The organism is Nocardiopsis quinghaiensis (assembly GCF_008638365.1).
Taxonomy (GTDB): Bacteria; Actinomycetota; Actinomycetes; order Streptosporangiales; family Streptosporangiaceae; genus Nocardiopsis; species Nocardiopsis quinghaiensis.
Genome location: NZ_ML703337.1, coordinates 231,889 through 255,319, shown reverse-complemented (window position 1 = coordinate 255,319; position 23,431 = coordinate 231,889). Strand labels below are relative to the sequence as shown.

Below are 23,431 nucleotides of genomic sequence, written 5' to 3'. Positions count from 1 at the left end.
TGCGGCGGAGGTGATGGAGATCCCGCGGTCCTGCTCCATCTCCATCCAGTCCGAGGTCACACCCCGGCGGTCGCCCTTGCCGTGCACCGCCCCGGCGGAGGAGATCGCCGCGGCGTGCAGCGCCAGCGCCTCGGTCAGCGTGGACTTACCGGCGTCGGGATGGGAGATCACCGCGAACGTCCGCCGACGCTCCGCTTCCTGGGCGACCTCGGCCGCCACCTTCTGCGGAACCGCCGCCGTCGTCGTCACTGTGTCCTCCGGGTGTCTCAGGTACTGATGTGCTGCCGGGACCGCTGCTCGCGCAGCCGCCCGGCGAACTCCTCGGCCATCGCCAGCTGGCCGCGCAGGGCCTGGCAGCGGGCGGCGATGGCCGCCTCGAAGGCGTCCAACCGCTCGCTCAGCGACGCCCGCTCTTCCGAACCGGTCTCGGACTCGCCCAGCCGGTCCAGCGCGGCCAGGAGCTCGCGGGTCTCCTCCAGGCTGAACTCCAGGGGCTTCATCCGCTTGACCAGGTTCAGCCGGTCCACGTCCGCCTCGGTGTAGAGGCGAAAGCCCCCACGGGACCGGGCCGAGGGCTCGACCAGGCCGACCTCGCCGTAGTAGCGGATCGTGCGCAGGGACAGACCGGTGCGTTCGGCGACCTCGCCGATCTGCATGTGGTCCGCTCCGGACATCGCGGCACCCCTTTTCATCAACTCTACTCTAACGTTAGATTCGTTTGGGTGTTGTCGGTCATTGGACGCGCCAGGTTAGCGCGCCCGTAAGCCAGGAGGGTTCCATGCCGCGCCAGATGACCTGCCCGGACTGTGGAGAGGAGGAGCTCACCGGAGAGCGTGCGGAGTCGGGGATCCACATCCGCTGCGGCTCCTGCGGCGTGCGGTGGGCCCGGGACACCCCCTGCACCTGTGCGACCTGTCAGGGCCAGGACATCCACATGAGGCCGCAGGCGCTGACCCAGTACTCGCGGGGCACCCAGCTCTCCATCGTCTCCCTGCACTACGTCCCACTGTGCGCGGAGTGCGACGCCGGCATGCTCGCCCGGGCCAACCGGCAAAAACCCGTGCCCGGCCAGTACCAGCCCGCCGCGACCCGCAGGCGTGAGGGTGGCGAGGAGTCCGGGTCGCTGATCCTGCCCCGTTGAGGACGGCGCTTGGTTTGCACCTTTACGTGAGGGTAGAGTACCCCTGTGACTGGCGGCGGCCTCCCCCTGCGCTCCAGCCCTTCCCCCTCGTGGCATGTGCACCGGGGAGCGCCGCCCCGTCCAAGCCACGCCCCGACGACGGAGCAGTATGGCCCACTACCGCATCCTCCTCAGGGACGGTTCCCGGCGCACCCGGCAGGCGACGCGAACCCGCACCGACGTACACACCCTCTACCTGGAGGAACGTGCTGCCGGTTCCTGGCGTGAGGTCGCCGCGGTGCCGCTGGAGGACGTCGAGGCCCTGCACCGGCGCTTCACCGAGAACGACGGCTCCTGGACCTGGCTGAACGAACCCCTGCCGGTCCCGGTCGGAGTGCGCGGCTGGCAGTGACACCCGCTTTCCCGAGGGCGGACACCGCGCCAGGACGGTGGTCCGTCCTTCTCCTGTTCCCGGCCCGGCCCCGCACGCGCCGGGCCGGGAACCCTCGCACTCACGCCGAGCGGGGCACTTCCGCCAGATGCGGCCAGAGCGTCCTCAGGTTCGCGTAGGTGCCCTCGGGCAGCAGGTTGAGGGTGTTGAGGACGTGCTCGGGCGCTTCGTGCAGATCGGCGGCGGCGATGACCTGTCCCCGAGTGATCCCGCCGGAGGCGAACGCTCCGTCCAGGTGTTTCGCTATCTCTGTCCGAGTGGCCATCGTCCGTACCTCCAGGAGTCCGTGTGTGCGGCGCACACGGGTGGGTGGTGGCACGGATACCGGCGTGAAGCGGAGTCCTGTCCCGTGCCACCACGAGAAGGGCGGTGAGCGCAAGGAAGCAGGACCACCCTTCAAGGAGGACTCTACCCTCTCGTAAGGTTAGAGTCATGTCCGGGTTCGCGCTCGTGGACCCGGCACACACCAGAGTCTCCGGCCGGTTCGGTGCAGGACGCCGGGTATGTCCAGCGCCCCACGGTCATCCCTTGGCCATGGGGGTGCTCACCGCGGAAAGGTGGGCCTTTGCCGTTGGCGAAACGAACCGTCTCGCCGTGTGGACACGGAAAAGCCCCCGCGCAACGCTCGGTTGCGCGGGGACCGTCGTCATCTCACCGTGTTCCTCGGCGCGGTGGGGCGTCTCCGTGGCTATGTCCGCGGACATGGGTGCTCAGCGACCTCACACGGCATGTCGGAGTCGAGGCCCCGCCCCTACTCCGTGCACGAGGTGTCCTCGGGTTCGACCTCCATCAGGTCCTGCACCGTCATGCCTTCGGGAAGGATCTCATCGTGGACCTCCATGTCCTCGGGCAGGGGCGCGGGCTCCTGCGGCGCCTCGTCGGAGCGCAGGGGGTTCGCGTGCGGCTCGGCCTGCGCCAGCTCGCGCGCCAGCGACTCAACGGAGTCGCCCATCATCTGCCCCTCGAAGGTCCCCTCACCCCGCAGCAGCGGCTCGGATGAGTTCCGGCGCGCCTGGGCCGAGGCCACGCTCCCCCCGCTCTCACCGTTGCCGACCACACCGTCGTCGGCCGGGATCACGGAGTTGTTGTCCAGCCCCATCCACATGGCCGGCTGGGGCTCGTCGCCCGGCGTGCAGCGGGCCTCCTCCCAGTCGATCGCGATGACGTAGTCGTGGCCCACCTCCACGCGCGGCTCGTCCTGGGTGCCGATGGGGGTCATGTTGTCCACGCCGCCGTTGAACACGAAACCCCACGCGGGGTACTCGTAGGTCGTCGGCGCCGGCTGCGCCGGGTCGGGCGCGGACCACAGGACCTCCTTCACCTCCAAGGTGACCGTGCGGCCGACCATCCCCTCCCCGCGCTCGACCTCGATCGGCAGCGGTTCGTGCACCACCTCGTCCACGGCGCGCGCCAGGATCACGTGGTCGGCGTGGGTCACCCAGTCCTGGGCGCTCTCGCCGGATCTGCGGTAGGAGGCGCTGGCGTTGGTCAGGGGCAACTCGTCCGGGTCGGGTTCGTGGGTCGCGACGTTGAAACCGACGGTGGCCGCAGCGGCGGCCACGCCCACACCCGCAGCGGTGAACATCCACGCGCGCTTGCTGATACGAGACACAGCGGATCCTCCTGGCTAGTACGTGGCGTCGATCATGTCGCTGTTGTGCGAACCCGGTCCCGGTCCGTCTGGGGGCCGAAGAACCAGACACCCCAGACACGAGTCGTGGCCCGACAACCTCGGCGAGGACAACGCCCCGTGCTGGAGATCCACCGAATGCCCCGTCTCGTGGCGGGCCGGCCCCGGTCACAGGTGCCATTACCCCGGATCCGGGAGAGGGTCTTGCGTACGCGCCGTGTGTTACCACGTGAGCGAAATCAGGTCTCTCGGTCCTCTTGATGGACAGGGGCGTTCGGCACCGGCCGACCACGCGATGAGACCACGAACCCCACGGCCGCGGCTACGGGTGTTGCTGCTGGACGGCCACCGCTCCACCCCTACCTCTTCAGCGGGTCCCGTGGCGGCTCTCCCCGTGCGGGAGCGGACGGATCCCCGGCCGGGCGCCGGTGCTCAGAAGGGCCGTGGAGACGGCGAAAACGGGCTCCCGGAGGAGCCCGCTCAGAAGATGGCCTCCCGGATGCCTCCCACCCGGGGACCCCGGAAACGCCTCAGGCCAGAGCCGAAGCTCTGGCCTGGGATGATACTGGTGGGCGATACAGGACTCGAACCTGTGACCTCTACCGTGTCGAGGTAGCGCTCTAACCAACTGAGCTAATCGCCCGCGTGAAGCGATGTGAGGTGGAGACGGGATTCGAACCCGTGTAGACGGCTTTGCAGGCCGCTGCCTCGCCTCTCGGCCACTCCACCGAGTTACACGAGAAGCGCCTGGGCGCTTCGCGTCTCCTCCGAGCGGACGACGGGATTCGAACCCGCGACCCTCACCTTGGCAAGGTGATGCTCTACCAGCTGAGCCACGTCCGCTTGCTGCCTGGCGTGTGAACCGTGGTCCACGCCGTGCCGCTGGTAAGAACTCTAGCGGAAAGTCGGGATACGGCAAATCGGCGCAGGGGGAGACTGGTCCGCCGCTCCCGGGTCGGGGAGGGTGGCTGGGTGGACAATGGGGCATATCAGCGTGGCGAGGGGAGACGGTATGAGCGGGAGGGGACACGGCGCGCACCGCCCGTGGCCGCGGGCGCACGAGGCCGCCGGGCTTCTGGGTGGACGGAGGTACCCCGACCCGCGTGACCTTCCCCTCGCGGACGCCCTGGGCGCGGTCCTCGCCGCGGACGTGCGCGCCCTGGCGGGCCTGCCCGCCTTCGACGCCTCGGCCATGGACGGTTTCGCCGTGGCGGGCAGGGGCCCCTGGCGGCTGGTCGGCACGCAACTGGCGGGAGCGCCCTCGGTGTCGGCGGTCCTGCGTCCCGGCGAGGCCGTCGAGATCGCCACGGGCGCCCGGGTGCCCAAGGACACCGACTCCGTTCTGCCCTACGAGTCGGCCGTCACCCGCGACGGGACGGTGGACGGACCCGCCGAGGAGGGCCGTCACGTGCGCTGGGCGGGGGAGGAGACCGCCCCCGGCGAGACCGTCCTCACGCGCGGGACGGTGGTCGGCCCGGCGGCGCTGGGCCTGGCCGCCAGCCTGGGCCACGAGACCCTGCCCGTACTGCGGCCCCGGGTCTCGGTGCTGGTCACCGGGGACGAGGTCACCACCTCGGGCCTGCCCGGCGACGGGAGCGTGCGCGACGCCATCGGCCCGATGCTGCCCGGGATCGTCGACCGCGCGGGCGGCCGGGTCGAGGACGTACGGCACCTGGGCGACGACCGGAGGCCGATGCTCGACGCCGTGGCGGGCGCGGACTACGACGTGGTCGCGGTGTGCGGATCCTCCTCCCGCGGACCGGCCGACCACCTGCGTTCGGTCCTGGCGGAGCTGGACGCCTTCGTCGTCGTGGACGGCGTCGCCTGTCGTCCGGGCCACCCGCAACTGCTGGCGCACACCGACCGGACCGTGTTCGTGGGCCTTCCGGGAAACCCCGGCGCCGCACTCGTCGCGGCGGTGACCCTGCTGATCCCCCTGCTCGCCGCCATGGCCGGCCGCGCGGACCCCTGCGGGGGACTCCCCCCGGCCGTCCTGGAAGGGCGGGTGAGCGCCCATCCCAGGGACACCAGGCTCGTCCCGGTCCGCCTGGACGGCGACCGGGCCCGTCCGGTCGGCCACGACCGGCCGGGCAGTCTGCGCGGTGCGGCCCTGGCCGACGCCTACGCGGTGGTGCCTCCGGGCTGGGACGGCGCCGTGGCGGACCTGCTCCGCCTTCCCTGAGACGGTGGATCCCGGTCGTCTCGACCACCGCCCCGGCCACGCCGGTCGGCCGTCCCCGGACACACGTCGGCCCCGGAACCGCTCCCTCCGGGGCCGTCCCGCGCCGGCCTACCCCTTGTCTCGCTCGGCGGGCGCCGGCTCCACCGCCGGGTTGCCCCGGCCGCGCAGCAGCACCCAGGCCTGCGCGGCGGCGTACAGGACGATCACGACGGCGATGACGCTGGTCAGGTGCATCCCGTCGGTGAACGCCGACCGTGCCGCGCCCATGAGGGCCCCGCCCGCGCCGCCGTCCAGGCCGGCGGCGGTGTTCGCGGCACCGCCCAGCGTCTCCCGCGCGGCGTCCACGGCACCCGGGGACACGCCCTCCACCGCGGTCAGGTTCGCCCGGTAGGACGCGGTCAGCACGCTGCCCAGCACCGCGACGCCGAGTGCGGCGCCCAGTTCGTAGGCGGTCTCGGAGATGGCCGAGGCGGCGCCGGCGCGGCGCGGCGGGGAGGCCGACATGATCGCGCCGTTGGTCAGCGTCTCGGCGAATCCGGAGCCCGTGGCGATCAGGGCGAAGCCCACCGCCACGAGCGTCACACCGGTGACCACACCGTCCTGCGGCGCGAACACCAGCACCGCGAACCCCGTGGCGGTCACCAGGAGGGACCCGCCGACCACCGTGGCGAGGCTCAGGCGGCGCGACAGCCGCACCGCGACCAGGCTCGCCAGGACCGACATCACCAGGCCCGGGACCAGCACGAAACCGGCCCGCATCGGAGAGACGTCCAGCACCAGCTGCAGGTACTGCGTCAGGAAGAACAGCGACGAGACCAGCGAGAACACGATCATCAGGTTGGTGGCCACGGCCACACCGAACACCCGGTACCGGAACAGGCCCACGTCGATCAGCGGGTCACGGAGTCCCCGCTGGCGCCGGACGAACACGTAGCCCAGGGTCAGGCCGACCGCCAGAGACACCACCGGGACGATGTCCAACCCGTCGGTGGCCAGTTGCTTGATCCCGTACACGGCGGGCAGCATCGCGGCCATCGACAGCACCACGCTCAGCGGGTCCAGACGGCCCGGCTCGGGGTCGCGCGACTCGCGTACCAGCAGCGGGACCAGGACCAGGATCAGCGCCATCACCGGCAGGTTGATCAGGAAGACCGAGCCCCAGAAGAAGTGCTCCAGCAGCCAGCCGCCCAGGATCGGACCGAGCGCCGCGCCACCGGAGAACCCGGAGGCCCACAGGGCGATGGCCAGCAGTCGCTGGCGCGGGTCCAGGAAGGTGTTGCGCAGCAGTGACAGGGTGGAGGGCATCAGTGAGGCGCCCGCCACCGCGAGCAGGGCCCGGGCCAGGATCAGCACTCCGGCGGTGGGGGAGAACGCGGCGATCAGGGAGGCCACGCCGAAGGCCGCCGAGCCCATCATGAGCAGGCGCCGCCGACCGATGCGGTCACCCAGCGACCCCATGGTGATCAGCAGCCCGGCCAGGACGAAGCCGTAGACGTCGACGATCCACAGCAGCTGGCCCGAGGTGGGCCGCAGCTGCTCGCTCAGTTCGGGGACGGCGAACCCGAGCACGGTCGAGTCGACCGAGATCAGGACCACCGGCAGGACCAGGACGGCCAGGGCGGCCCATTCGCGCGGACCCGCGAGGGCGGGCGCCGCGTCATCGCGGCCGCGCACGCCAGTGGTGCCGTTTCCGGCCTTGGCGGAACTCATCTTTCCTCGTTACGTGATCGCTGGTGGCGCGCCGCTCGGTTCGTGAGGGCGCGGTCGCGGCCCGGCGGGAGGCGGGAAGGCGAACGGCCGGGCGGGCGAGAACGGGAAGTCTGGTCGACCGGAGGACACACTCCGGGACTCTTCAACCGTCCGGACGGTACAGTACCGTCCGGACGGTACAGTGTCAATCGTGAATGCCTCGAACACCCGCGACCGTATCCTCGACTCCCTCCAGGACATCCTCGTCAGCGAGGGTTACTCGGGGGTGACCCTGGAGGCCGTGGCCCGTGACGCCTCGGTGTCCAAGGGCGGGCTGCTGTACCACTTCCCGTCCAAGGCCGCCATGCTCACGGGGCTCATCGAGCGCCTGAGCGCACTGGCGGAGGAGGAGTTCCGTGAGGCCGTGGAGGGAGGGGAGGGCGTCGTGCGCGTCTTCCTGCGCACCTCCTTGCCCCGCAGCCCGCAGGAGCGCGAGCTGTACTGGGCGGTCATCGCGGCCCTGCGCGGCCAGGAGGACATGCCGGAGGAGGCCACCCGCAAGGTCCAGTACCTCTTCAGCCGCTGGGGCGAGTTGCTGCACGCCGAACTCGACGACCCCGTCACGGCCGAGATCATCCTGCGCGCGGGCGACGGGCTGTACATGTCGGCGATCGCCGGGCTGCCCCAGCCCGACCCGGAGCTGACCCAGCGGATGATCGACCGTCTGACCGGGGCCGCCGACAAGGTGCGCCGCGAGCGCTGAGGCGGCGGCCCCGCCCGGGCCCGGCCCCCGTTCCCGCTCAGACCCTCTGCCGGAACACCTGGACCTCCTTGTCCCCCGCGGGAACCCGCTCGATGGGGGTGAAGCCCTGCCTCTCGTAGTAGCGCACGAGGGCTCCGTCGCCGCCCGCCCAGCAGTCCACGCGCAGGAGCCCGATACCGCGCACGCGTGCCTGTCTGCGGGCGAGGGCGAGCAGCGTGCCGCCCACGTTCCGTCCGGTGTGCGCACGGGAGACCAGCAGCAGGCGGACGTAGAGCTCGCGCTCGGCCACCGGGGGCGCGTAGTCGGGGGCCTGTTCGGTGATGGTGAGGAACCCGGCCATGTCATCGCCGATCTCGGCCACCCACAGTCCCTCGGAGACGAGTGCCTCCACCAGGGCGACCTTGGCGGGGTCGCGTGACCAGGGCCGGTCACCCCACTGGCCGGAGCGGCCGTGCGCGGCCAGCCAGGCCACGGTGGAGTCGAACGTTTCCAGCACCGCCGGCAGGTCCGCCGGCCCGCCTTGGCGCAGCTTCATGTGTCCGCCTCACAGGTCGGGGGAACAAACACAACCAGCACACGCTAGCTGGTCGGCGGTCCGTCCGGCATCCGGATGCGCCCGAGACGGAGGGGAGGAGCCGCCACGGTGGGGCCCGAGCGGCCCGAACGCGCCGGTACCCCCACCGGCGTCCGCGTCCCGGGAAGGTGATCATGCAGTGCTTTTCACGTGTCCGGGATCGTGATTTACTTCCCGGTAACTTCGTTGCCGCAGCCGGGCCCCGTGCTCGTGGGGTGCCCGCCCACCCCGCGAGGTGAAGTGTGCACTATCGCCATGAGTGGGGCGCGCCGTATCGACCTCGAGCGGCTCTCTTCGCGAGACTGTTGCCACTTCGCGGAGACGTCCACGGGGTGAGAACACGAAGACGGGAAAGCGGGGGGCGGATGCACAGGCTCACCAACCAGGTCAGACCTTACGCCTGGGGAGCTCGCACGGCCATCCCACGGCTGCTGGGCACCGAGCCCGACGGCAGACCCCAGGCCGAGCTCTGGCTGGGCGCCCACCACGGTGCACCGAGCACGGCGCACTGTGAGGACGGCCCGCGCCCCCTGCCCGGCCTCATCGCCGAGAACCCCCACCGCGTGCTGGGGCGGCGCACCGCCGAGCGCTTCGGCGGACGGCTGCCCTTCCTGCTCAAGGTCCTGGCCGCCGAGGAGCCCCTGTCCCTCCAGGTGCACCCCGACGCCTCCCGCGCCCGGGCCGGGTTCGAGGCCGAGGAGCGCGCGGGCATCCCCCTCGACGCTCCCCACCGCAACTACCGCGACCCCCACCACAAACCCGAACTCCTCCTCGCCCTGGAACCCTTCGAGGCGCTGTCCGGCTTCCGCGAGCCCTCCGCCGCCCACGCCGACCTGAGCGGACTCACCTGCGAGCTGGCCGTCTCGCTGCGCGCCGACCTGGCCCTGCCCGACACCCACGCCGCCCTGCGCTCCGCCCTGACCCGCCTGCTGACCCTCCCCGAGGACGGCCGCGGACGGCTGATCAGCGAGTTCGTGTGCGAGTGGTCGGCCTCCGGCGGGCACGGCCCCCACCGCGGCATCGTCGCGGACCTGGCCGCCCGTTATCCGGGTGACCCGGGCGCGGTCGCCGCCCTGCTGCTCAACCGGGTCGCCCTGCGGCCGGGGCAGGCCCTGTTCCTGCCCGCGGGCAACATGCACGCCTACCTCCAGGGCACCGCGGTCGAGGTGATGGCCAGCTCCGACAACGTGCTGCGCGCCGGGCTGACCCGCAAGCACGTGGACGCGCCCGAGCTACTGGACGTGGTCGACTTCTCGGTGCTGCCCATTCCCTACGCCCGGCCCGACCACCTGGAGGGGCGCCGGGAGTTCCGTCCGGCCGCACCCGAGTTCGCGCTGCACGAGATCGGTCCGGGCCGGATCACCGCCCACCTGCCGGGGGAGGGGCCGACCGTCGTGCTCGCCCTGCACGGGCAGGTGGAACTGGTCGCCGAGGTCGGTCAGGGGCTGACCCTGCAGCGCGGCGAGTCGGTGTTCGTGCAGGCCGACAGCGGTCCGATCAAGGTCGAGGGGCACGGGCACGTCGTCGCCGCGACGGTCGGGGACCGCTGAGGGGCGGACCGGGTCCGCGTCGTGTCCGGAGGGCGCCGGGGCACCCCGGCGCGCCGATACCCTGGGCCTCTCTGTTCTCATAGACAACGCAAGGGGTACCACCATGGCGCTTGAGCGTCCGGAGATCGACTTCATCGAGGGTCCGCCGCCCGCCGACCTGGAGGCCACCGACATCGAGATCGGTGAGGGCGCGCAGGCCGGTCACGGCAGCACCGTCGACGTCCACTACGTCGGCGTGGCCTTCTCCAGCGGCGAGGAGTTCGACGCCAGCTGGAACCGCGGCGCCCCGCTGAGCTTCCGCCTCGGCTCCGGCCAGGTCATCCCCGGCTGGGACCAGGGCGTCATGGGCATGCGCGTGGGCGGCCGCCGCAAGCTGGTCATCCCGCCGCACCTGGCCTACGGCGAGCGCGGCGCCCCCGGCGCCATCAAGCCGAACGAGACCCTGATCTTCGTCTGCGACCTGGTCGGCGTGCGCTAGGGAGCGTGCGCCGGGCCCTTCTGGCGGCCGGACACACGAAGGGGCCCGTGCCGCGCTCTCACGTGCGGCACGGGCCCCTTCTCCCGCTCCTATCCCAAGGTTGCGCCCACCTTCACATGGCCCTTGAGCAGGTCGCGGGCGATCGTGCGGCGCTGGATCTCGTCCGTGCCCTCGAAGATGCGCAGCAGCCGCACGTCGCGGTAGAAGCGCTCGATGGGCAGCTCACGGGTGTAACCCATGCCGCCGTGGATCTGCATGACGCGGTCGACGATCTCGTTGGCCTTGACGCCGCCGAAGAGCTTGGCGATGGACTGCGCGTGCCGGGAGTCCTTGCCCACCGACACCTGCCAGGCGGCGTGCAGCACCAGCAGGCGCAGTGCCTCGATCTCGGTCTGGGAGTCGGCGATCATCCACTGGATGGCCTGCCGGTCGGCGATGGGCGCGCCGAAGGTCTCGCGCGTGAGGGAGTACTCGATCGCCATGTCCAGCAGGCGCTCGCAGCCGCCGAGCGCGCGGGCGGGCAGCAGGTAGCGGCCCCTGCCGATCCACTTCATGGCCAGCTCGAAGCCGCGGCCCTCCTCGCCCAGGATGTTCGCGTGGGGCACGCGCACGTCCTGGAAGATCAGGGCGGCGGGGCGGCGCTCGCCCATGGTGTCGATGGGCTCGGAGGTCCAGCCTGCCTCACGGTCGACCAGGAAGCAGGTCACGCCCCCGTTGGCGCCCTTCTCGGGGTCGGTGACGGCGAAGACCATGGTGAAGTCGGCCTCGTTGCCGCCGGTGATGAAGGTCTTCTCACCGTTGATGACCCACTCGTCGCCGTCGCGGACCGCGCGGGTGCGGATGGCCTTGGCGTCGGAGCCCGCGCCGGGCTCGGTGATGGCGAAGCAGGAGCGGCGCTCACCGGCGATGGTGGGCAGCAGGTAGCGCTCCTTCTGCTCCTCGTTCGCGTAGTAGAGGATGTTGTCGGCCTCACCGCCGAACTTGAAGGTCAGGAAGGTCCTGCCCAGCTCGATCTCGATGATCGCGGCGGTGATCGGGTCCAGGCCCATGCCGCCGTACTCCTCGGGGGTCTCCACACCCCAGAAGTCGGACTTGCGGGCCAGCGCGCGCAGGCGGGTGTTCTCCTCGGCGTTGAGTCCGGGCGGGTGCCCCTCGCGCTCGCGGCGCAGCACCTCGTTCTCCAGAGGCATCAGCTCCCGCTCGACGAAGGTCCGCACCCAGTCACGGACGGCGCGCTGCTCTTCGCTCAGTGAGAAATCGATCACGGCCTGTCTCCCCAGTAACCTAACAGTGTTCGGTTATGTGAGGGTACGGTGTTCATGGCGGTGCGTGCAAGGGGAGGGCTACGAGCAGGTGGGAGCGGGCGCCGGTGCCGTCGCGCGGACCGGGGAAGCGCCCGGGAACGGGGCGGCCGTGTACGCGAAAACCACCAAGGGGCCGCGTACGGCGCACCGACATGCGATGATCAGGCCGGACGCCGGAGGGACCGGTCCGTCCGCCGCAGTGGAGAAGGGGATCCTTCCGTGGCCCGACCCAAGACGCCGATCCTGAGCAAACCGGCCATCCGCACGTCCGCGCTCGCGCTCATCGACCGGGCCGGGCTGGACGGATTGTCCATGCGCAAGCTCGCCCAGGAACTCGACGTTCAGGCGGCCTCCCTCTACAGCCACTACCGCACCAAGGAGGAGCTGCTCACCGACGTCGCCAACGAGGTCACCTCGTACATCGACGTCTCGGGGTTCGAGGGCGGCGACTGGCGTGAGGGGCTCACCGTCTGGGCCCGGTCCTACCGCGACGCCCTCACCGAGCACCCCCACCTGCTGCCGGTGGTCTCCTCCGGGCCCGGACGCCGTGAGGAGGCGCTGCGCCGCGCCGACGCCGTGCACGGCGGCCTGGTGGGCGCCGGATGGCCGCCCCGCTACGCCACGATGATCGGCGCCTCCACCAAGTACCTGGTCGTGGGGGCCGCCACCAACTCCTTCGCGCGCGGGTTCGACGACGACGTGCGCGTCTACCGGGACCGCTACCCCAACCTGTCGCAGGCCCACCGCCTGCCCGAGCACGCCACCGAGATCGACGACGCGAGCTTCGAGCTGGCGCTGTCGGCCTTCCTGGACGGGCTCACCGGCGTCTTCGACCGCGTCAGGAACCGGGACTGAGCACGGGGCCCGGGAGCGGTGACCACCGCTCCCGGGCCCCTGGACCACGTGTGCCTCAGCCCCGCTCGGAGGCCACGCGGTCCGCGGCCTCCTCGGAGGAGGAACGCGTGTCCTCGGCGGCCGGTGCGTCGCCGGCCCCGGGCGCCTGCTCACGCGGATGGCGGCTCTCCAGGGAGGCGCCCTCCACGTCGATGTCGGGCAGGATCCGGTCGAGCCACCTGGGCAGCCACCACGCCGCGTTCCCGGCCAGGTGCATGAGCGCGGGGATCAGTGCCATGCGCACGACGAAGGCGTCGATGAGCACACCGAAGGCGAGCGCGAAACCGATCGAGCTGATCATGACGCTGTGGGAGAAGACGAACCCGCCGAACACCGAGATCATGATGACCGCCGCGGCGGTGACCACCGCGCGCCCGGCCCGGAAGCCCCGCACCACGGCGATCCGTGAGGGCGAGCCGTGCACGTAGGCCTCGCGCATGCCCGTGCCGATGAAGAGCATGTAGTCCATCGCCAGGCCGAACAGGATCCCGACCAGGAGCGTGGGCAGGAAGTTCAGCACCGGTCCGGTGTTCTCCAGCCCGAAGAGGCCGCCCAGCCACCCCCACTGGTAGACGGCCACCACGCCGCCCAGCGCGGCGAAGAAGGACAGGATGAACCCGAGCGTGGCCACGACCGGCACGAAGACCGACCGGAACACCAGCAGCAGGATCACCAGGGACAGGCCCACGACCACCGTGAGGTAGGTCGGCAGCGCTTCGCTCAGGGTCTCGGAGATGTCGATGTTGCCGCTGGCCATACCCGCGACCCCCAGCGGTCCGGTGCCTTCGATCGGCTCCAGGTCGCGGAGGGTGTGCACGAGGTCCTCGGTGGAGGCGCTGGCCGGGCCCTCGACGGGCACGACCTGGAAGATGGCCAGGGCGTGGTCGTCGGAGACGGCGACGGGGGCCACCGCCGCCACGTCGTCGTGGGAGTAGAGCTCCTCCGCGACCAGCGCCTGCTCCTCCTGGGCGTTCTGCTCCGCGGCCTCCTCGTCCGGCCCTCCGGTGAGCCCGGCCACGACCAGGAGCGTGCCGTTCTGCCCCGCGCCGAAGTTCTCCTCCACGGCGGTGAAGGCCCGGTACTGGGTGGAGTCGGTGGGCTCCGAGGAGCCGTCGGGCATGCCCAGCCGCAGGTCGAGGGCGGGCAGGGCGACCACGCCCAGGGCGATCACGGCGACGGCGGCCTGGACCAGCGCACGGCCGTTCGACATCGGCCGGGTCCGATCCGCCGGACCCGCGCCCTCCCCGGGAGCGGAGGCGCTCTCGGAGAGGCGGGCGCGCTCACGGCGAGACAGGATACGCGTGCCCAGAAGCGACAGCAGCGCCGGGACGAGCGTGATCGCGATGAGCACGGCGATGGCGATGGAGACGGCGGCCACGCTGCCCATGAGGCCCAGGAACCCGATCCCGGTCAGGTTCAGGCCCAGCAACGCGATGAGCACGGTCGTTCCCGCGAACACCACGGCGTTGCCCGCGGTCCCGCTGGCCAGGCCGATGGACGTACCGGCGTCGACGCCCTGCTTGAGCTGGCGGCGGTGCCGGTTGATGATGAACAGCGCGTAGTCGATACCGACGGCCAGGCCGAGCATCAGGCCCAGGATCGGTGTCACCGACGCCATCTCCAGCACTCCGGACAGCGACATCGCGATCAGGGTGGCGACGCCGACACCGACGAGCGCCGTCAGGATCGGCAGGCCCGCGCCCACCAGGGTGCCCAGCATGACCACCAGGACCACGCCGGCCACGATCACACCGATCACCTCGGCGGCGCTGACCAGGGTGGGCATGGTCATGGCCATGTCGTTGCCGAAGTCGACGGTGGTGCCGGGCACGGGGTCGCTCTCGAAGACCTCCATGACGGTGTCGCGGATCTCCTGGGAGACCTCCGTCTGGCTGTCGGTGAAGGCGATGCGGACCAGGGCGGTGTCGCCGTCCTCGGAGACCGAGCGGATCCCGGAGGCCGTCTCCAGCATGGCCTCGCCCCGTTCGACCTCCTCCAGGCCCGCCTCCAGCTCCTCACGGTTCTGGTCGATCACGGCCTGTTCGGCGTCGAGCCCGGCCTCGGCCTGGTCGAGCGTCCCGGCGGACTCGGCCTGGGACCGGCTCTCGTCGAGCTCCGCCTGACCGGCTTCGAGATCCTGGAGCCCGTCCTCCAGCTCCTCGCGGCCCGCCTCCAGCTCCTGCCGCCGGTCGGCGCGCTCGTGCTCCGTGGCGAACGGGTCGATCGCGTCCTCCACGCCGGAGACCCCGGTGGCCTCCTCCGCGCGGTCGGCGATCGCGTCCTGCTGCTCCTCGGTGAAGTCCGAGCCGTCCTCGGTCTGGTAGACGACGGTGCCCGTGCCGCCGCCCATCCCGGAGAACTCCTCCGACAGGAGCTGTTCCACCTCGTCGGTGGGCGTCCCGGGAATGGAGAAACTGTCCTCCAAGTCGCCTGAGAAGAGGAAGAACGCGGTACCGGAGGCCACCAGGAGGGCCAGCCAGATCGCGATGACGGTTGGGGCGCGACGTGCGCACGCACGCCCGAGTCTGTAGAGAAATTCAGCCATGGTCCCTGCGAACGGAGTGGGTGAGGGGAGCGCGGGGTCGCGCTCAGGAGGTGTGCGGACCGAGGTTTCCGTAGCCGTCACGGTTCACGGCGAGCATGCGGTCCAGCAGATCGGCCCAGACCCGGCGGGAGTCTTCGCTGTCGACTCCTCCGGTGGTCTGCTCCCAGCGCTGGACCATGACCGTGCCGCCGCTGATGACCGCGCCGCACATGAGGTCGACCACGAGTGGGTCGGCACGCGGATGGCGACGCATCATGATCGCCGCCAGGCGGGTGCTCACGTCGTTGATGGCCCGCTCGAACAGCGCCGCCTGGCTCGGGGCGGGCTCGTGCCCCTTCTGCCTGAGGAAGTGCTTGAGCCGGGTGACCGGGGTGACCAGGTCGGTCTCGCGTATCGCCGCGGCGAACTCGTCGAACATGTTCCCCGCGTGGTCGCCGGCGGCGGTGAGGTTGGCCTCGATGCTGTCGACGATCGCCTCCAGCATCTCGCCGAACACCTCGAGGACGATGTCGTCCAGGGACCTGAAGTGGTTGAACACGGTTCTGCGGGAGACGTCGGCCCGTTCGGCGAGCTGGTCGACGGTGAAGCCCGTGTCCCCGCGTTCGGTCATCAGTGCGGCGGCGGCGTCGACGATGGCGCGGCGATGGCGCGACTTCAGTGCCTCACGCCGATCACGTGAGGGCGGTTCTTGCGGTTTGTCCACGTTCCCACGTTACGGACACGGTTGCACTCAGTGCAACGAAGCACTGAGTGCACCCAGTCACATTCGGGGCCGGGGTCCTTCAGGAGCCGGTGGGCCTGGTCTCGGAGTTGCCCCGCATCGCGGTGCGCTCCAGCCGGCCCAGCAGGGACCCGTTCTCCTGCAGGGCCTGGAGCGCGACCTTCCCGCCGTACCTGGTCCGGGTGAACGCCTCCGGGAGCCGCGCCTCCAACCTCCGGTGGGCGACCCGGCCCAGCCACCAGGCCACGAACACCCCCTTGGCCGCGCCCACCGGCACCGACAGCCACGGCAGGCCCCACAGGGAGAGGAACACGGCGGCGCAGCCCGCGCGCCTCCACCCGGGGCGCCAGCAGCACGCTGGTCACCGCCACCATTCCGGCGGTGACCAGGGCGAAGCCGCCCAACCAGGCCGTGGCCGCCGTCCAGGAACCGGCCGCCGCCTCCACCGCCAGCAGCGGCCACGAGGTCGGCAGCACGGCCAGTACCGTGCCCGTGGCACCCTCGCCCAGGCCGTTCTCACTCAGGCTCAGCGTCGCCCGGAACGCGGGCTGCACCGCCATCCACCCGAAGAACATCCCGGCCAGGATCAGTCCCCACTGCACCGACGCGATCTCCACACCCAGCCGTGAGTGCATCGCCGCGCCCAGAGCCCGGAACACCAGCCGGGAGAGGGTGATCGCGAACACCCACAGCAGCAGCACACCCGGTACCGCAACCAGCAGCGACGCCGGGTCCAGCGCCAGCGCGTGCCAGGCCAGCGCGGCCAGCGCCACCAGTGTCAGCGCGGGGCCGACGTCGAAGAACATCGTCACCAGCAGCAGTCCGCCCACCCGGCGTCGGTCCAGGGGCAGCAGCGCGAAGTACTGCGAACGCAGCACCCCCGTGCCGTTGGCCACGGTCGGGCCGAGCATCCAGCCCGCCGCCCACACGGCGAACACCAGCGAGAGCAGATCCGCGCGCACGCCGTCCGACGCCGCCGCCACCGCGAAATACCAGGTCAGGGCAGACCCCCGAGGGCCAGGACGATGCAGAACAGCCGCATCCCGCTCGACGAGTGCCGCAGCAGGGTGAACTTCAGCCGGATCAGGAGGCCAGCCACGCCAGCTCACCCTCCTCCATCCCACGCGAGCCCACCAGCCGCACGAAGGTGTCCCCCAGGGTGGCGTCCGCCCCGCGTACCTCCTCCAGCGAACCGTCGGTCAGCACCCTCCCCCGGGCGATGACGGCCACCCGGTCGGGGAGCCGCTCCACCACCGCCTGTCCGTCCGGCCACCCGCCCGGGGAAACGGCAGCCCCTCGACCGGGGCGGCGCGAGGACGGCCGTCCTACTCTGGGCAGGAGGAGAGGGGGAGGGCGTGGACACGAGACCGGCCGCGGGCGGCACGGGCACCGGACCTTCGGCCGACCTGGTGCCCTGCCCGTCGGGCGATCCGGTGACCGGGTCGGCGACCGGGGGAACCCGTGGCGGGGGACGGCACGGCCTTCGCGCGTGGGCGGTCGACACCCTGCTGTTCCTGGTCGCGGTGCTGTGGTGGGCCCACACCGCCCTCTCCTACGGCCTCGGCCTACAGGACCATGTGCCCGACTGGCTCGTTCCGACGGATGTGGTCCTGGGCGCACTCGGCTGCCTCGCGCTGTGGTGGCGCCGCAGCCACCCTCTGGGCGTCGGGATCCTGCTGTGCGTGGTCCAGGCGGCCTCCGACTCGGCCACCGCCGCGCTGGTCATCGCCCTGGTCGGCCTCGCCGCCCGCCGACCGTTGCAGCAGGCGGCGGTGGTGGTGGCGGCGTGCCTGGTCCTGGGCCTGCCCTGGATCTTCCTGGTGCTCCCGAGCTGGGTGGACAGCATCATCGTGCTGGTCGCGGCCATGTCGATCATCGTGGGCAGTATGGGCTGGGGCGTGGCCATCCGGGCCCGCCGCGAACTGGTCGAACGGCTGCGCGCCGACGTGCGGCGCGAGCGCGAGGACCGCGAGCGTCGCCTGGCCGCGGCCCGGACCGAGGAGCGCCGGCGCATCGCCCGAGAGATGCACGACGTGGTCGCCCACCGCATGTCGCTGCTGTCGGTGCACGTCGGTGCGCTGGCCTACCGGACCGAACGCGCCGAACAGGGCCGGGCCCACCCCCTGGACCCGGCGGAGCTGGGCTCGGCGGTGCGCGTCATCCGCGACAACGCCCACCAGGCGTTGGAGGAGCTGGGCGGCATCCTGTCGGTGCTGCGCTCGGCCGACACCGTGTCGGGGGAGGACGAGGAGCACGCGGGCACCGCCGTGCCCCAACCGCCCGTCCTGGCCGACGTCACCCGGCTGGTGGAGGAGGCGGCCCGGGCGGGTCAGCGGGTCGGGCACGTCCTCGACGTCCCCGACGGCGCCGAACCTCCCGGCCAGGTGCGCCGTACCGCCTACCGGGTGGTGCAGGAGGGGCTCACCAACACCCGCAAGCACGCACCCGGTGCCCGGGTGGAGGTACGGATCAGCGGAGGTCCCGGCCGGGACCTGGAGGTGTCGGTGGCCAACCCGCTGCCGGTGGGGACGGCCCCCGCCGAGATCCCGGGTGCGGGAGCGGGCCTGACCGGCCTGTCCGAACGGGTCGCGTTGGACGGCGGCGCCCTGGCCCACGGCCCCTCGGACGGGGTGTTCCGCCTGGCCGCCACGCTGCCCTGGCCCGTACCCCCCAGGTGATGGTGTTGGGAGTAGGGTCCTGTGGCGGGACGGGCCACGACGAGGGGACGGATTCCATGCCGCTCGAAGGTGTGTACGAGCCGAACGCGGTGGAGTGGGTGCGCAAGCAGGTCGAGCGGATCGAGAGCTCCGGCGGGGCCGAGGGGATGACCCTGCGCGGCCGGCCCGTCATCCTGCTCACCACGCGCGGTGCCAAGACCGGCAGGCTGCGCAAGACACCGCTGATGCGGGTGGAGCACGAGGGCCGCTACGCCGCCGTCGCCTCGCTCGGCGGCGCGCCCAACCACCCTGCCTGGTACCGCAACGCCGTCGCCGATCCCCACGTGGAACTCCGGGACGGCACCGTACGCAAGGACATGACCGCCCGTGAGGTCACGGGTGGGGAGAAGGCGCTGTGGTGGGAGCGCGCCGTGGCGGCGTTCCCCTACTACGCCGACTACCAGGAGAAGACCGACCGCGAGATCCCGGTCCTCGTGCTGGAGCCCGTCACCGACCAGTGAGCCCTCCCGGGGCCGTGCCCCCACGGGCGGGAGCCCCCTTTCCGGAGGGAAGGACGCCAGGATGGAGACCGTGAACACTCCCGTGCGCGTCCTGCTCGTCGACGACGACCCGCTGGTCCGGTCCGGTCTGGGCATCATGCTCGCCGGCGACGGGGACATCGAGGTGGTGGGCGAGGCCGGGGACGGCGCCGAGGTGGCCGCCGCGGTGGCCGAGCACCGGCCGGACGTGGTGCTCATGGACGTGCGCATGCCCGGAACGGACGGGATCGCGGCGACCGAGGCTCTGCGCGGCGGCGGGGGCGTCCCTCCCCAGGTCCTGGTGCTCACCACCTTCGACGCCGACGCCACCGTGGTACGGGCGCTGCGCGCGGGTGCCGCCGGATACCTGCTCAAGCACACGCCGCCGGAGCGGATCGTGGAGGCGGTGCGCCGCGCGGCCGCGGGTGAGCCGGTGCTGTCGCCGAGCGTGGCCCGCGCGCTCATGGACCGGGTGGCCGGTGCCGACCCCGTGGAGCGCACCGAGGCGCCCTCGCGCCGTGAACGGGCCCGGGAGCGGTTGGCACTGCTCACCGGCCGCGAGCGGGAGGTGGCCGAGGCGGTCACCGACGGGCTGTCCAACGCCGAGGTCGCCGAGCGGCTGTACATGTCGATGGGCACGGTGAAGGCGCACGTGTCCAGCGCCCTGGCCAAACTGGACCTGTCCGGGCGGGTGCAGTTGGCACTGCTCACCCACGACGCCCGCGGCCCCGGGTAGTCCCGTACGGTTCCCGCGGTGTCAGATCCGCGCGGACAGCCGCCAGAACGCCAGGCCCTGCCCGGCCACCAGCCCGGCGGTCGCCACCGCGTACACGGTCCACACCGACGTCAGCCCTCCGGCCCCGGCGACGGGCACCGCCACCAGGGCCAACAGCCCGTAGCAGACCGCGAACGTGTACATCGAGGGCCTGGCGTCCTTGAGGCCCAACAGGCCCATGCCGGGCAGTGCCTGCACGGTGTCGGCCACGACCACCGCGAACAGCACGGGCAGCAGCGCGGTCACCAGGGCCGCCACGTCGGGGTCGTCGGTGAACAGGCCGACGACCGTCCCCGACGCGGCCCACACCAGCGCCGCGCTCACCACGACCACCGGGACCGCCACCAGGTAGCCCGCCAGGAGGGACCGGCGCACCCCGGCCCGGTCGCCCCTCCCGGCCGCGCGGGCGGTGAGGGGCACGGTGGACTGCCCGGTGGCCGTGGCCGCGAGGAACACGAAGGTGGCCACGACCACGAGCAGCTGGTGGGCGGCGGCCTCCGCGGAACCGATCCGGGCCACCGCCAGTGCCAGGACGCCCATCGTGCCGAACTTGACCAGCAGGGTGGAGCCGGAGGGCAGCCCCACCCGGGCGATCCGTCGAACACCCGCCCAGTGGGGCGCGCCGAGTCCGACCGGCTGTTCGCGCAGGACGGTCACACGGCGCGCGACGTACAGCGACAGGCAGACGGTGGCGCCCCCGCCGGCCAGCACCGCCAGTCCGGCGCCGGGAAGCCCCATCGCGGGGACCGGGCCCGGTCCCAGCACGAGCGCGGGGACGAGGGCGACCGCGAGGACGGTGGTGACCAGGCTCAGCGCCAGGACGGCGCGGTTGTGCCCCAACCCGATGAGCAGCACGGTCACCGAGGCCCCCACCGAGGCGACGACCACGTACAGGCCCATGAGCAGCGGATAGGGGCCGAGCGCGGCCAGTGTGGGGGCGGCCACCCCGGCCAGCCGCCCCCACAGGGGCACGGTGGTGATCAGGAGGGCGCCGAGCGCGCCCATGGTCAGGGCCAGCCACAGGCTGTCGCGGACCACCGGGGCGAGTTTCCGGGGATCCTCCCCGTTCTCGGCGACGAAGGGCGTCGACCCGCGCAACGCACCCTGAATGACCATCAGTACCGGGTTGAACACCGCGATGACCAGGGCGTAGGCCGCGAGCTGCGCGGTCCCGGCGTTGCCGAGCACTCCCGCGGTGACCATGCCGCCCGCCATGGTGGCGAGCATGGACAGGTACAGCGGGCCCGCCTTGCCCGCGATCCTCCGGGCCAGAGCGCCCACGGTCCCGGAGTCGCCCAGCGGTTTCCCGGTTCCTCCGGACGCGGGGGCGGTGGACATCGGTTTCCCTCCGGGGAAGGTCGCTTCCTGGGCAACGGAGAACCTAACATCCCGACCGACAAAGGCGATACCGAACCCTGAATCCCCTTCCTTCACCGTGTCGAGCCTTTTTGGGAAAGTCGAAAAACGCCCGGAATCGGCTTTTCCTGTCCCGTCCGGATCCCGGCCCCTCGGGGGAGGGCGGCGCGTTGGTAGCGTTGTCGTCCGGGCCCCGGTTCCCGGACCGGGGCGGCGAAAGCGTCCGACGAGGAGGGCTGTTCCGTGGCCAAAGAACGCGTGATCTGGGCGAAGAAACTTCCCGAGGTCTACGGAAAACTGGACGAAATCGACAAGATCATCGCCGGACACCTCGACACCGGTGTCCTGGAACTGGTCAAACTGCGCGCCTCGGTGCTCAACGGCTGCTCCTTCTGCGTCGACCTGCACACCCGGGCGGCCCTGGACGCGGGGGAGACCCAGCAGCGGCTCTTCCTGGTCTCCGCCTGGTACGAGGCCGGCGAGATCTTCACCGACGCCGAGCGGGCCGCCCTGGCGCTCACCGACGAGATCACCCGGATGGGCGAGCACGGGGTGTCCGACGAGGCCTACGACGCCGCCTCCGGGCACTTCGACGACCAGGCCCTGGCCGCGCTCATCACCGCCGCCTCGATGATCAACCTCTACAACCGGCTGGCCGTCACCAGCCACCTGCACCCGCGCAAGCGCTGAATCCGGTAGCGGGCCACCGGCGAAGCGGTTCGGTGGCCCGAGGCCGGAACGCGCGCTACCTCTCCTCCGGCGCGGTCAGCGCCGGTGGCGGGGGCGCGGCGCACGCTCCCCGTGCCGTCCCCCGTCACGTCCGGGACCGCACTCCCGCGCACACGGCGCAGCCCTTGGGAACGCGCCGGGGCCCCGGCTCCCGGCGAGCCAGCCGAGGACCCGCCTCTCCCGCGCGTCCACGGCCTCCGGGGCCCGGGCGGGGGCCGGCCGAGCAGAACCGCCCCCGTCCTGGGGAACGGAGGCGGCTCGGGAGGGGCTCTCAGGAACCTCGGCCGGTGGTCTGCTCGGGCGACCGCGTGGGCCGGGGCGCCGCGTGGGAGGCCTCGTACCCGCTGCGGTAGACGGCCCCGCCCTCCTCCGAGCCCTCCGTGCCCGCCGACTCCCCGGAGGGCCAGCCCGCGGTCAGGCCGTAGATCACCACGATGTCCACGGCGATGGCCACCACGGACCACCACGGGACCGCTGTGCCGAAGCCCAGTTGGGCGACGGCGTTCAGCGCGGCGAGCACGAGGGCGAAGGACCGGGCCCACGTGCTGCGGGACAGCACGGCCAGTCCGGCGACCATCAGGGCCACGCCCCACAGGCCGAGCAGGACGCCCCAGGAGGCGTACTCCGGGAAGAGCACGTCCGCACCGGTGGCGGTGTAGAAGGCGGGGGTGAAGAACGACACCATCCCCTGGACGACGTTGACGGCCCCGGTGATGAGCAGCAGTGTCGCGACGAAGAACTCCCAGCCGTCGGCTCCCTGCTTTCGCATGTCCGCTCCTTTCCGGCCGTCCCTGGCGGGTGCGCGGTCCGCGAGCCTTACACCCATCATCGGATCCGGACGGTCAGCGGCACCTCACCCCCGTCTCCGGATCGGGCAAAGCTCCCGGGCACGGCTGCCAGAGTAACGCTATTACGTAGTTACGGAACAACATGTATCGTGGAGGCGTGGTGGAGAGAACGACGGAGGAGCGGCTGGCGGACCTGGAGGCACGGGTCGCGGCTCTGGAGGAGGGCGCGGACGGGCGGTCCGCGCGGGCCGGAGCCGCGGCGCGGCCGACCGAGGACGTGTTCTTCGCGCTCAACGCCCTGCGGGAGCACGTCACCGGGCGCGGCGGCGTGGTCTTCGCCGGGATCGTCCGCGGAGAGGGGGAGGAGAACGGGCTGGAGTGGCAGCAGGGACTGCCGGTCGAGCGCCTGGAGGGGGCCGACTGGTCCCGGCACGCCGCCGGCCTCGACGCCCTGGGCAACCCCGTCCGCCTCCAGCTGCTGCACGCCGTCTGGAACGGCACCGGCACCGTCGCCGAACTGGCCGAGCGCTCCGACTTCGGCACCACCGGCCAGATCTACCACCACGTCAACCTGCTCGCCGCGGCCGGATGGCTCACCACCGTCCGGCGCGGCCACTACGCGATTCCCCCGGAACGCGTCGTCCCCCTGCTCGCCATCCTGACGGCGGCGGGAGGCACACCCTAGG

The 23,431-nt window shown here is 71.8% G+C and carries 25 protein-coding genes and 3 tRNA genes; 12 read left to right on the top strand and 16 right to left on the bottom strand.

Going from position 1 to position 23,431, the window contains the following annotated elements; all coding sequences use genetic code 11:
* Window positions 1–249: GTP-binding protein (locus FYX01_RS01200; protein WP_263363597.1), on the bottom strand; the 249-nt coding region annotated here is incomplete at its 3' end.
* Window positions 250–266: 17 nt separating this feature from the next.
* Window positions 267–674, bottom strand: coding sequence for a MerR family transcriptional regulator (locus FYX01_RS01195; protein WP_150236625.1), 408 nt, complete (start codon window positions 672–674; stop codon window positions 267–269).
* 104 nt (window positions 675–778) lie between these two features.
* On the opposite strand from FYX01_RS01195, the gene FYX01_RS01190 reads away from it, so the two are divergent.
* Window positions 779–1,141, top strand: coding sequence for a hypothetical protein (locus FYX01_RS01190; protein WP_150236558.1), 363 nt, complete (start codon window positions 779–781; stop codon window positions 1,139–1,141).
* Window positions 1,142–1,289: 148 nt separating this feature from the next.
* Window positions 1,290–1,532 (top strand): hypothetical protein, encoded by a 243-nt coding sequence (locus FYX01_RS01185; protein ID WP_150236556.1) that lies wholly within the window; start codon window positions 1,290–1,292, stop codon window positions 1,530–1,532.
* Between the two features lie 100 nt (window positions 1,533–1,632).
* Here the strand turns inward: FYX01_RS01185 and FYX01_RS01180 are convergent, their stop codons facing one another.
* The 5 genes from FYX01_RS01180 to FYX01_RS01160 form a co-directional block, all read right to left on the bottom strand.
* Window positions 1,633–1,836, bottom strand: a complete 204-nt coding sequence (locus tag FYX01_RS01180; protein ID WP_150236554.1) for a DUF2795 domain-containing protein — start codon at window positions 1,834–1,836, stop codon at window positions 1,633–1,635.
* Between the two features lie 486 nt (window positions 1,837–2,322).
* Window positions 2,323–3,183 carry a hypothetical protein gene (locus FYX01_RS01175; protein ID WP_150236552.1) on the bottom strand — a complete coding sequence of 287 codons (861 nt, stop codon included), beginning with the start codon at window positions 3,181–3,183 and terminating at the stop codon, window positions 2,323–2,325.
* 584 nt (window positions 3,184–3,767) lie between these two features.
* Window positions 3,768–3,844, bottom strand: a tRNA-Val gene (locus FYX01_RS01170).
* 15 nt (window positions 3,845–3,859) lie between these two features.
* Window positions 3,860–3,930: transfer RNA gene (locus FYX01_RS01165), tRNA-Cys, on the bottom strand.
* A gap of 41 nt (window positions 3,931–3,971) precedes the next feature.
* Window positions 3,972–4,044 (bottom strand) — tRNA-Gly (locus tag FYX01_RS01160).
* A gap of 169 nt (window positions 4,045–4,213) precedes the next feature.
* Between FYX01_RS01160 and FYX01_RS01155 the strand changes: the two genes are divergently transcribed.
* Window positions 4,214–5,383 carry a molybdopterin molybdotransferase MoeA gene (locus FYX01_RS01155; RefSeq protein ID WP_150236550.1) on the top strand — a complete coding sequence of 390 codons (1,170 nt, stop codon included), beginning with the start codon at window positions 4,214–4,216 and terminating at the stop codon, window positions 5,381–5,383.
* 108 nt (window positions 5,384–5,491) lie between these two features.
* On the opposite strand, the gene FYX01_RS01150 is transcribed toward FYX01_RS01155, so the two are convergent.
* Window positions 5,492–7,093: an MFS transporter gene (locus FYX01_RS01150; RefSeq protein ID WP_150236548.1), complete on the bottom strand. Its 1,602-nt coding sequence runs from the start codon at window positions 7,091–7,093 to the stop codon at window positions 5,492–5,494.
* Window positions 7,094–7,283: 190 nt separating this feature from the next.
* Here FYX01_RS01150 and FYX01_RS01145 point away from each other — a divergent pair, with 190 nt between their 5' ends.
* A complete protein-coding gene (locus tag FYX01_RS01145; protein ID WP_150236547.1) occupies window positions 7,284–7,835 on the top strand; it encodes a TetR/AcrR family transcriptional regulator in 552 nt (183 codons plus the stop codon).
* A 37-nt stretch (window positions 7,836–7,872) separates the two neighbouring features.
* Here the strand turns inward: FYX01_RS01145 and FYX01_RS01140 are convergent, their stop codons facing one another.
* A complete protein-coding gene (locus FYX01_RS01140) occupies window positions 7,873–8,370 on the bottom strand; it encodes a GNAT family N-acetyltransferase (protein WP_150236545.1) in 498 nt (165 codons plus the stop codon).
* 404 nt (window positions 8,371–8,774) lie between these two features.
* Between FYX01_RS01140 and manA the strand changes: the two genes are divergently transcribed.
* Together manA and FYX01_RS01130 are read left to right on the top strand one after the other, a co-directional pair.
* Window positions 8,775–9,959: a mannose-6-phosphate isomerase, class I gene (gene manA / locus FYX01_RS01135; protein ID WP_150236543.1), complete on the top strand. Its 1,185-nt coding sequence runs from the start codon at window positions 8,775–8,777 to the stop codon at window positions 9,957–9,959.
* Between the two features lie 103 nt (window positions 9,960–10,062).
* Complete coding sequence (locus FYX01_RS01130) at window positions 10,063–10,437, top strand: FKBP-type peptidyl-prolyl cis-trans isomerase (RefSeq protein WP_150236540.1); 375 nt, start codon at window positions 10,063–10,065, stop codon at window positions 10,435–10,437.
* 89 nt (window positions 10,438–10,526) lie between these two features.
* Here FYX01_RS01130 and FYX01_RS01125 read toward each other — a convergent pair whose 3' ends face one another.
* Window positions 10,527–11,702 carry an acyl-CoA dehydrogenase family protein gene (locus FYX01_RS01125; RefSeq protein WP_150236538.1) on the bottom strand — a complete coding sequence of 392 codons (1,176 nt, stop codon included), beginning with the start codon at window positions 11,700–11,702 and terminating at the stop codon, window positions 10,527–10,529.
* A gap of 258 nt (window positions 11,703–11,960) precedes the next feature.
* On the opposite strand from FYX01_RS01125, the gene FYX01_RS01120 reads away from it, so the two are divergent.
* Window positions 11,961–12,596 carry a TetR/AcrR family transcriptional regulator gene (locus tag FYX01_RS01120; RefSeq protein WP_150236536.1) on the top strand — a complete coding sequence of 212 codons (636 nt, stop codon included), beginning with the start codon at window positions 11,961–11,963 and terminating at the stop codon, window positions 12,594–12,596.
* A gap of 55 nt (window positions 12,597–12,651) precedes the next feature.
* On the opposite strand, the gene FYX01_RS01115 is transcribed toward FYX01_RS01120, so the two are convergent.
* The 4 genes from FYX01_RS01115 to FYX01_RS01100 all read right to left on the bottom strand — a co-directional run bounded on the left by FYX01_RS01115 (window position 12,652) and on the right by FYX01_RS01100 (window position 17,155).
* Complete coding sequence (locus FYX01_RS01115) at window positions 12,652–15,180, bottom strand: MMPL family transporter (RefSeq protein ID WP_150236534.1); 2,529 nt, start codon at window positions 15,178–15,180, stop codon at window positions 12,652–12,654.
* A gap of 43 nt (window positions 15,181–15,223) precedes the next feature.
* Window positions 15,224–15,883: a TetR/AcrR family transcriptional regulator gene (locus tag FYX01_RS01110; protein WP_150236532.1), complete on the bottom strand. Its 660-nt coding sequence runs from the start codon at window positions 15,881–15,883 to the stop codon at window positions 15,224–15,226.
* The gene (locus FYX01_RS01105; protein ID WP_223830248.1) at window positions 15,835–16,884 is read right to left on the bottom strand and encodes a hypothetical protein; all 1,050 of its coding nucleotides are present in this window, start codon (window positions 16,882–16,884) and stop codon (window positions 15,835–15,837) included. The genes FYX01_RS01110 and FYX01_RS01105 overlap by 49 nt, the downstream gene beginning before the upstream one ends.
* Window positions 16,885–16,984: 100 nt before the next feature.
* The gene (locus tag FYX01_RS01100) at window positions 16,985–17,155 is read right to left on the bottom strand and encodes a hypothetical protein (protein WP_223830255.1); all 171 of its coding nucleotides are present in this window, start codon (window positions 17,153–17,155) and stop codon (window positions 16,985–16,987) included.
* A 101-nt stretch (window positions 17,156–17,256) separates the two neighbouring features.
* Between FYX01_RS01100 and FYX01_RS01095 the strand changes: the two genes are divergently transcribed.
* The 3 genes from FYX01_RS01095 to FYX01_RS01085 all read left to right on the top strand — a co-directional run bounded on the left by FYX01_RS01095 (window position 17,257) and on the right by FYX01_RS01085 (window position 19,833).
* Entirely contained in the window at window positions 17,257–18,579 is a 1,323-nt protein-coding gene (locus tag FYX01_RS01095) for a sensor histidine kinase (protein WP_394350416.1), read from the top strand.
* 56 nt (window positions 18,580–18,635) lie between these two features.
* Window positions 18,636–19,079 carry a nitroreductase family deazaflavin-dependent oxidoreductase gene (locus tag FYX01_RS01090; protein ID WP_150236530.1) on the top strand — a complete coding sequence of 148 codons (444 nt, stop codon included), beginning with the start codon at window positions 18,636–18,638 and terminating at the stop codon, window positions 19,077–19,079.
* Between the two features lie 61 nt (window positions 19,080–19,140).
* The gene (locus tag FYX01_RS01085) at window positions 19,141–19,833 is read left to right on the top strand and encodes a response regulator (RefSeq protein ID WP_150236528.1); all 693 of its coding nucleotides are present in this window, start codon (window positions 19,141–19,143) and stop codon (window positions 19,831–19,833) included.
* Between the two features lie 21 nt (window positions 19,834–19,854).
* Here the strand turns inward: FYX01_RS01085 and FYX01_RS01080 are convergent, their stop codons facing one another.
* Window positions 19,855–21,210 (bottom strand): MATE family efflux transporter, encoded by a 1,356-nt coding sequence (locus tag FYX01_RS01080; RefSeq protein ID WP_150236526.1) that lies wholly within the window; start codon window positions 21,208–21,210, stop codon window positions 19,855–19,857.
* A 261-nt stretch (window positions 21,211–21,471) separates the two neighbouring features.
* On the opposite strand from FYX01_RS01080, the gene FYX01_RS01075 reads away from it, so the two are divergent.
* Entirely contained in the window at window positions 21,472–21,918 is a 447-nt protein-coding gene (locus FYX01_RS01075; RefSeq protein WP_150236524.1) for a carboxymuconolactone decarboxylase family protein, read from the top strand.
* A 310-nt stretch (window positions 21,919–22,228) separates the two neighbouring features.
* Here FYX01_RS01075 and FYX01_RS01070 read toward each other — a convergent pair whose 3' ends face one another.
* Window positions 22,229–22,726, bottom strand: coding sequence for a DUF7144 family membrane protein (locus FYX01_RS01070; protein WP_150236521.1), 498 nt, complete (start codon window positions 22,724–22,726; stop codon window positions 22,229–22,231).
* Window positions 22,727–22,905: 179 nt separating this feature from the next.
* On the opposite strand from FYX01_RS01070, the gene FYX01_RS01065 reads away from it, so the two are divergent.
* Window positions 22,906–23,430, top strand: coding sequence for an ArsR/SmtB family transcription factor (locus FYX01_RS01065; RefSeq protein ID WP_150236621.1), 525 nt, complete (start codon window positions 22,906–22,908; stop codon window positions 23,428–23,430).
* Window position 23,431 lies beyond the last annotated feature (1 nt).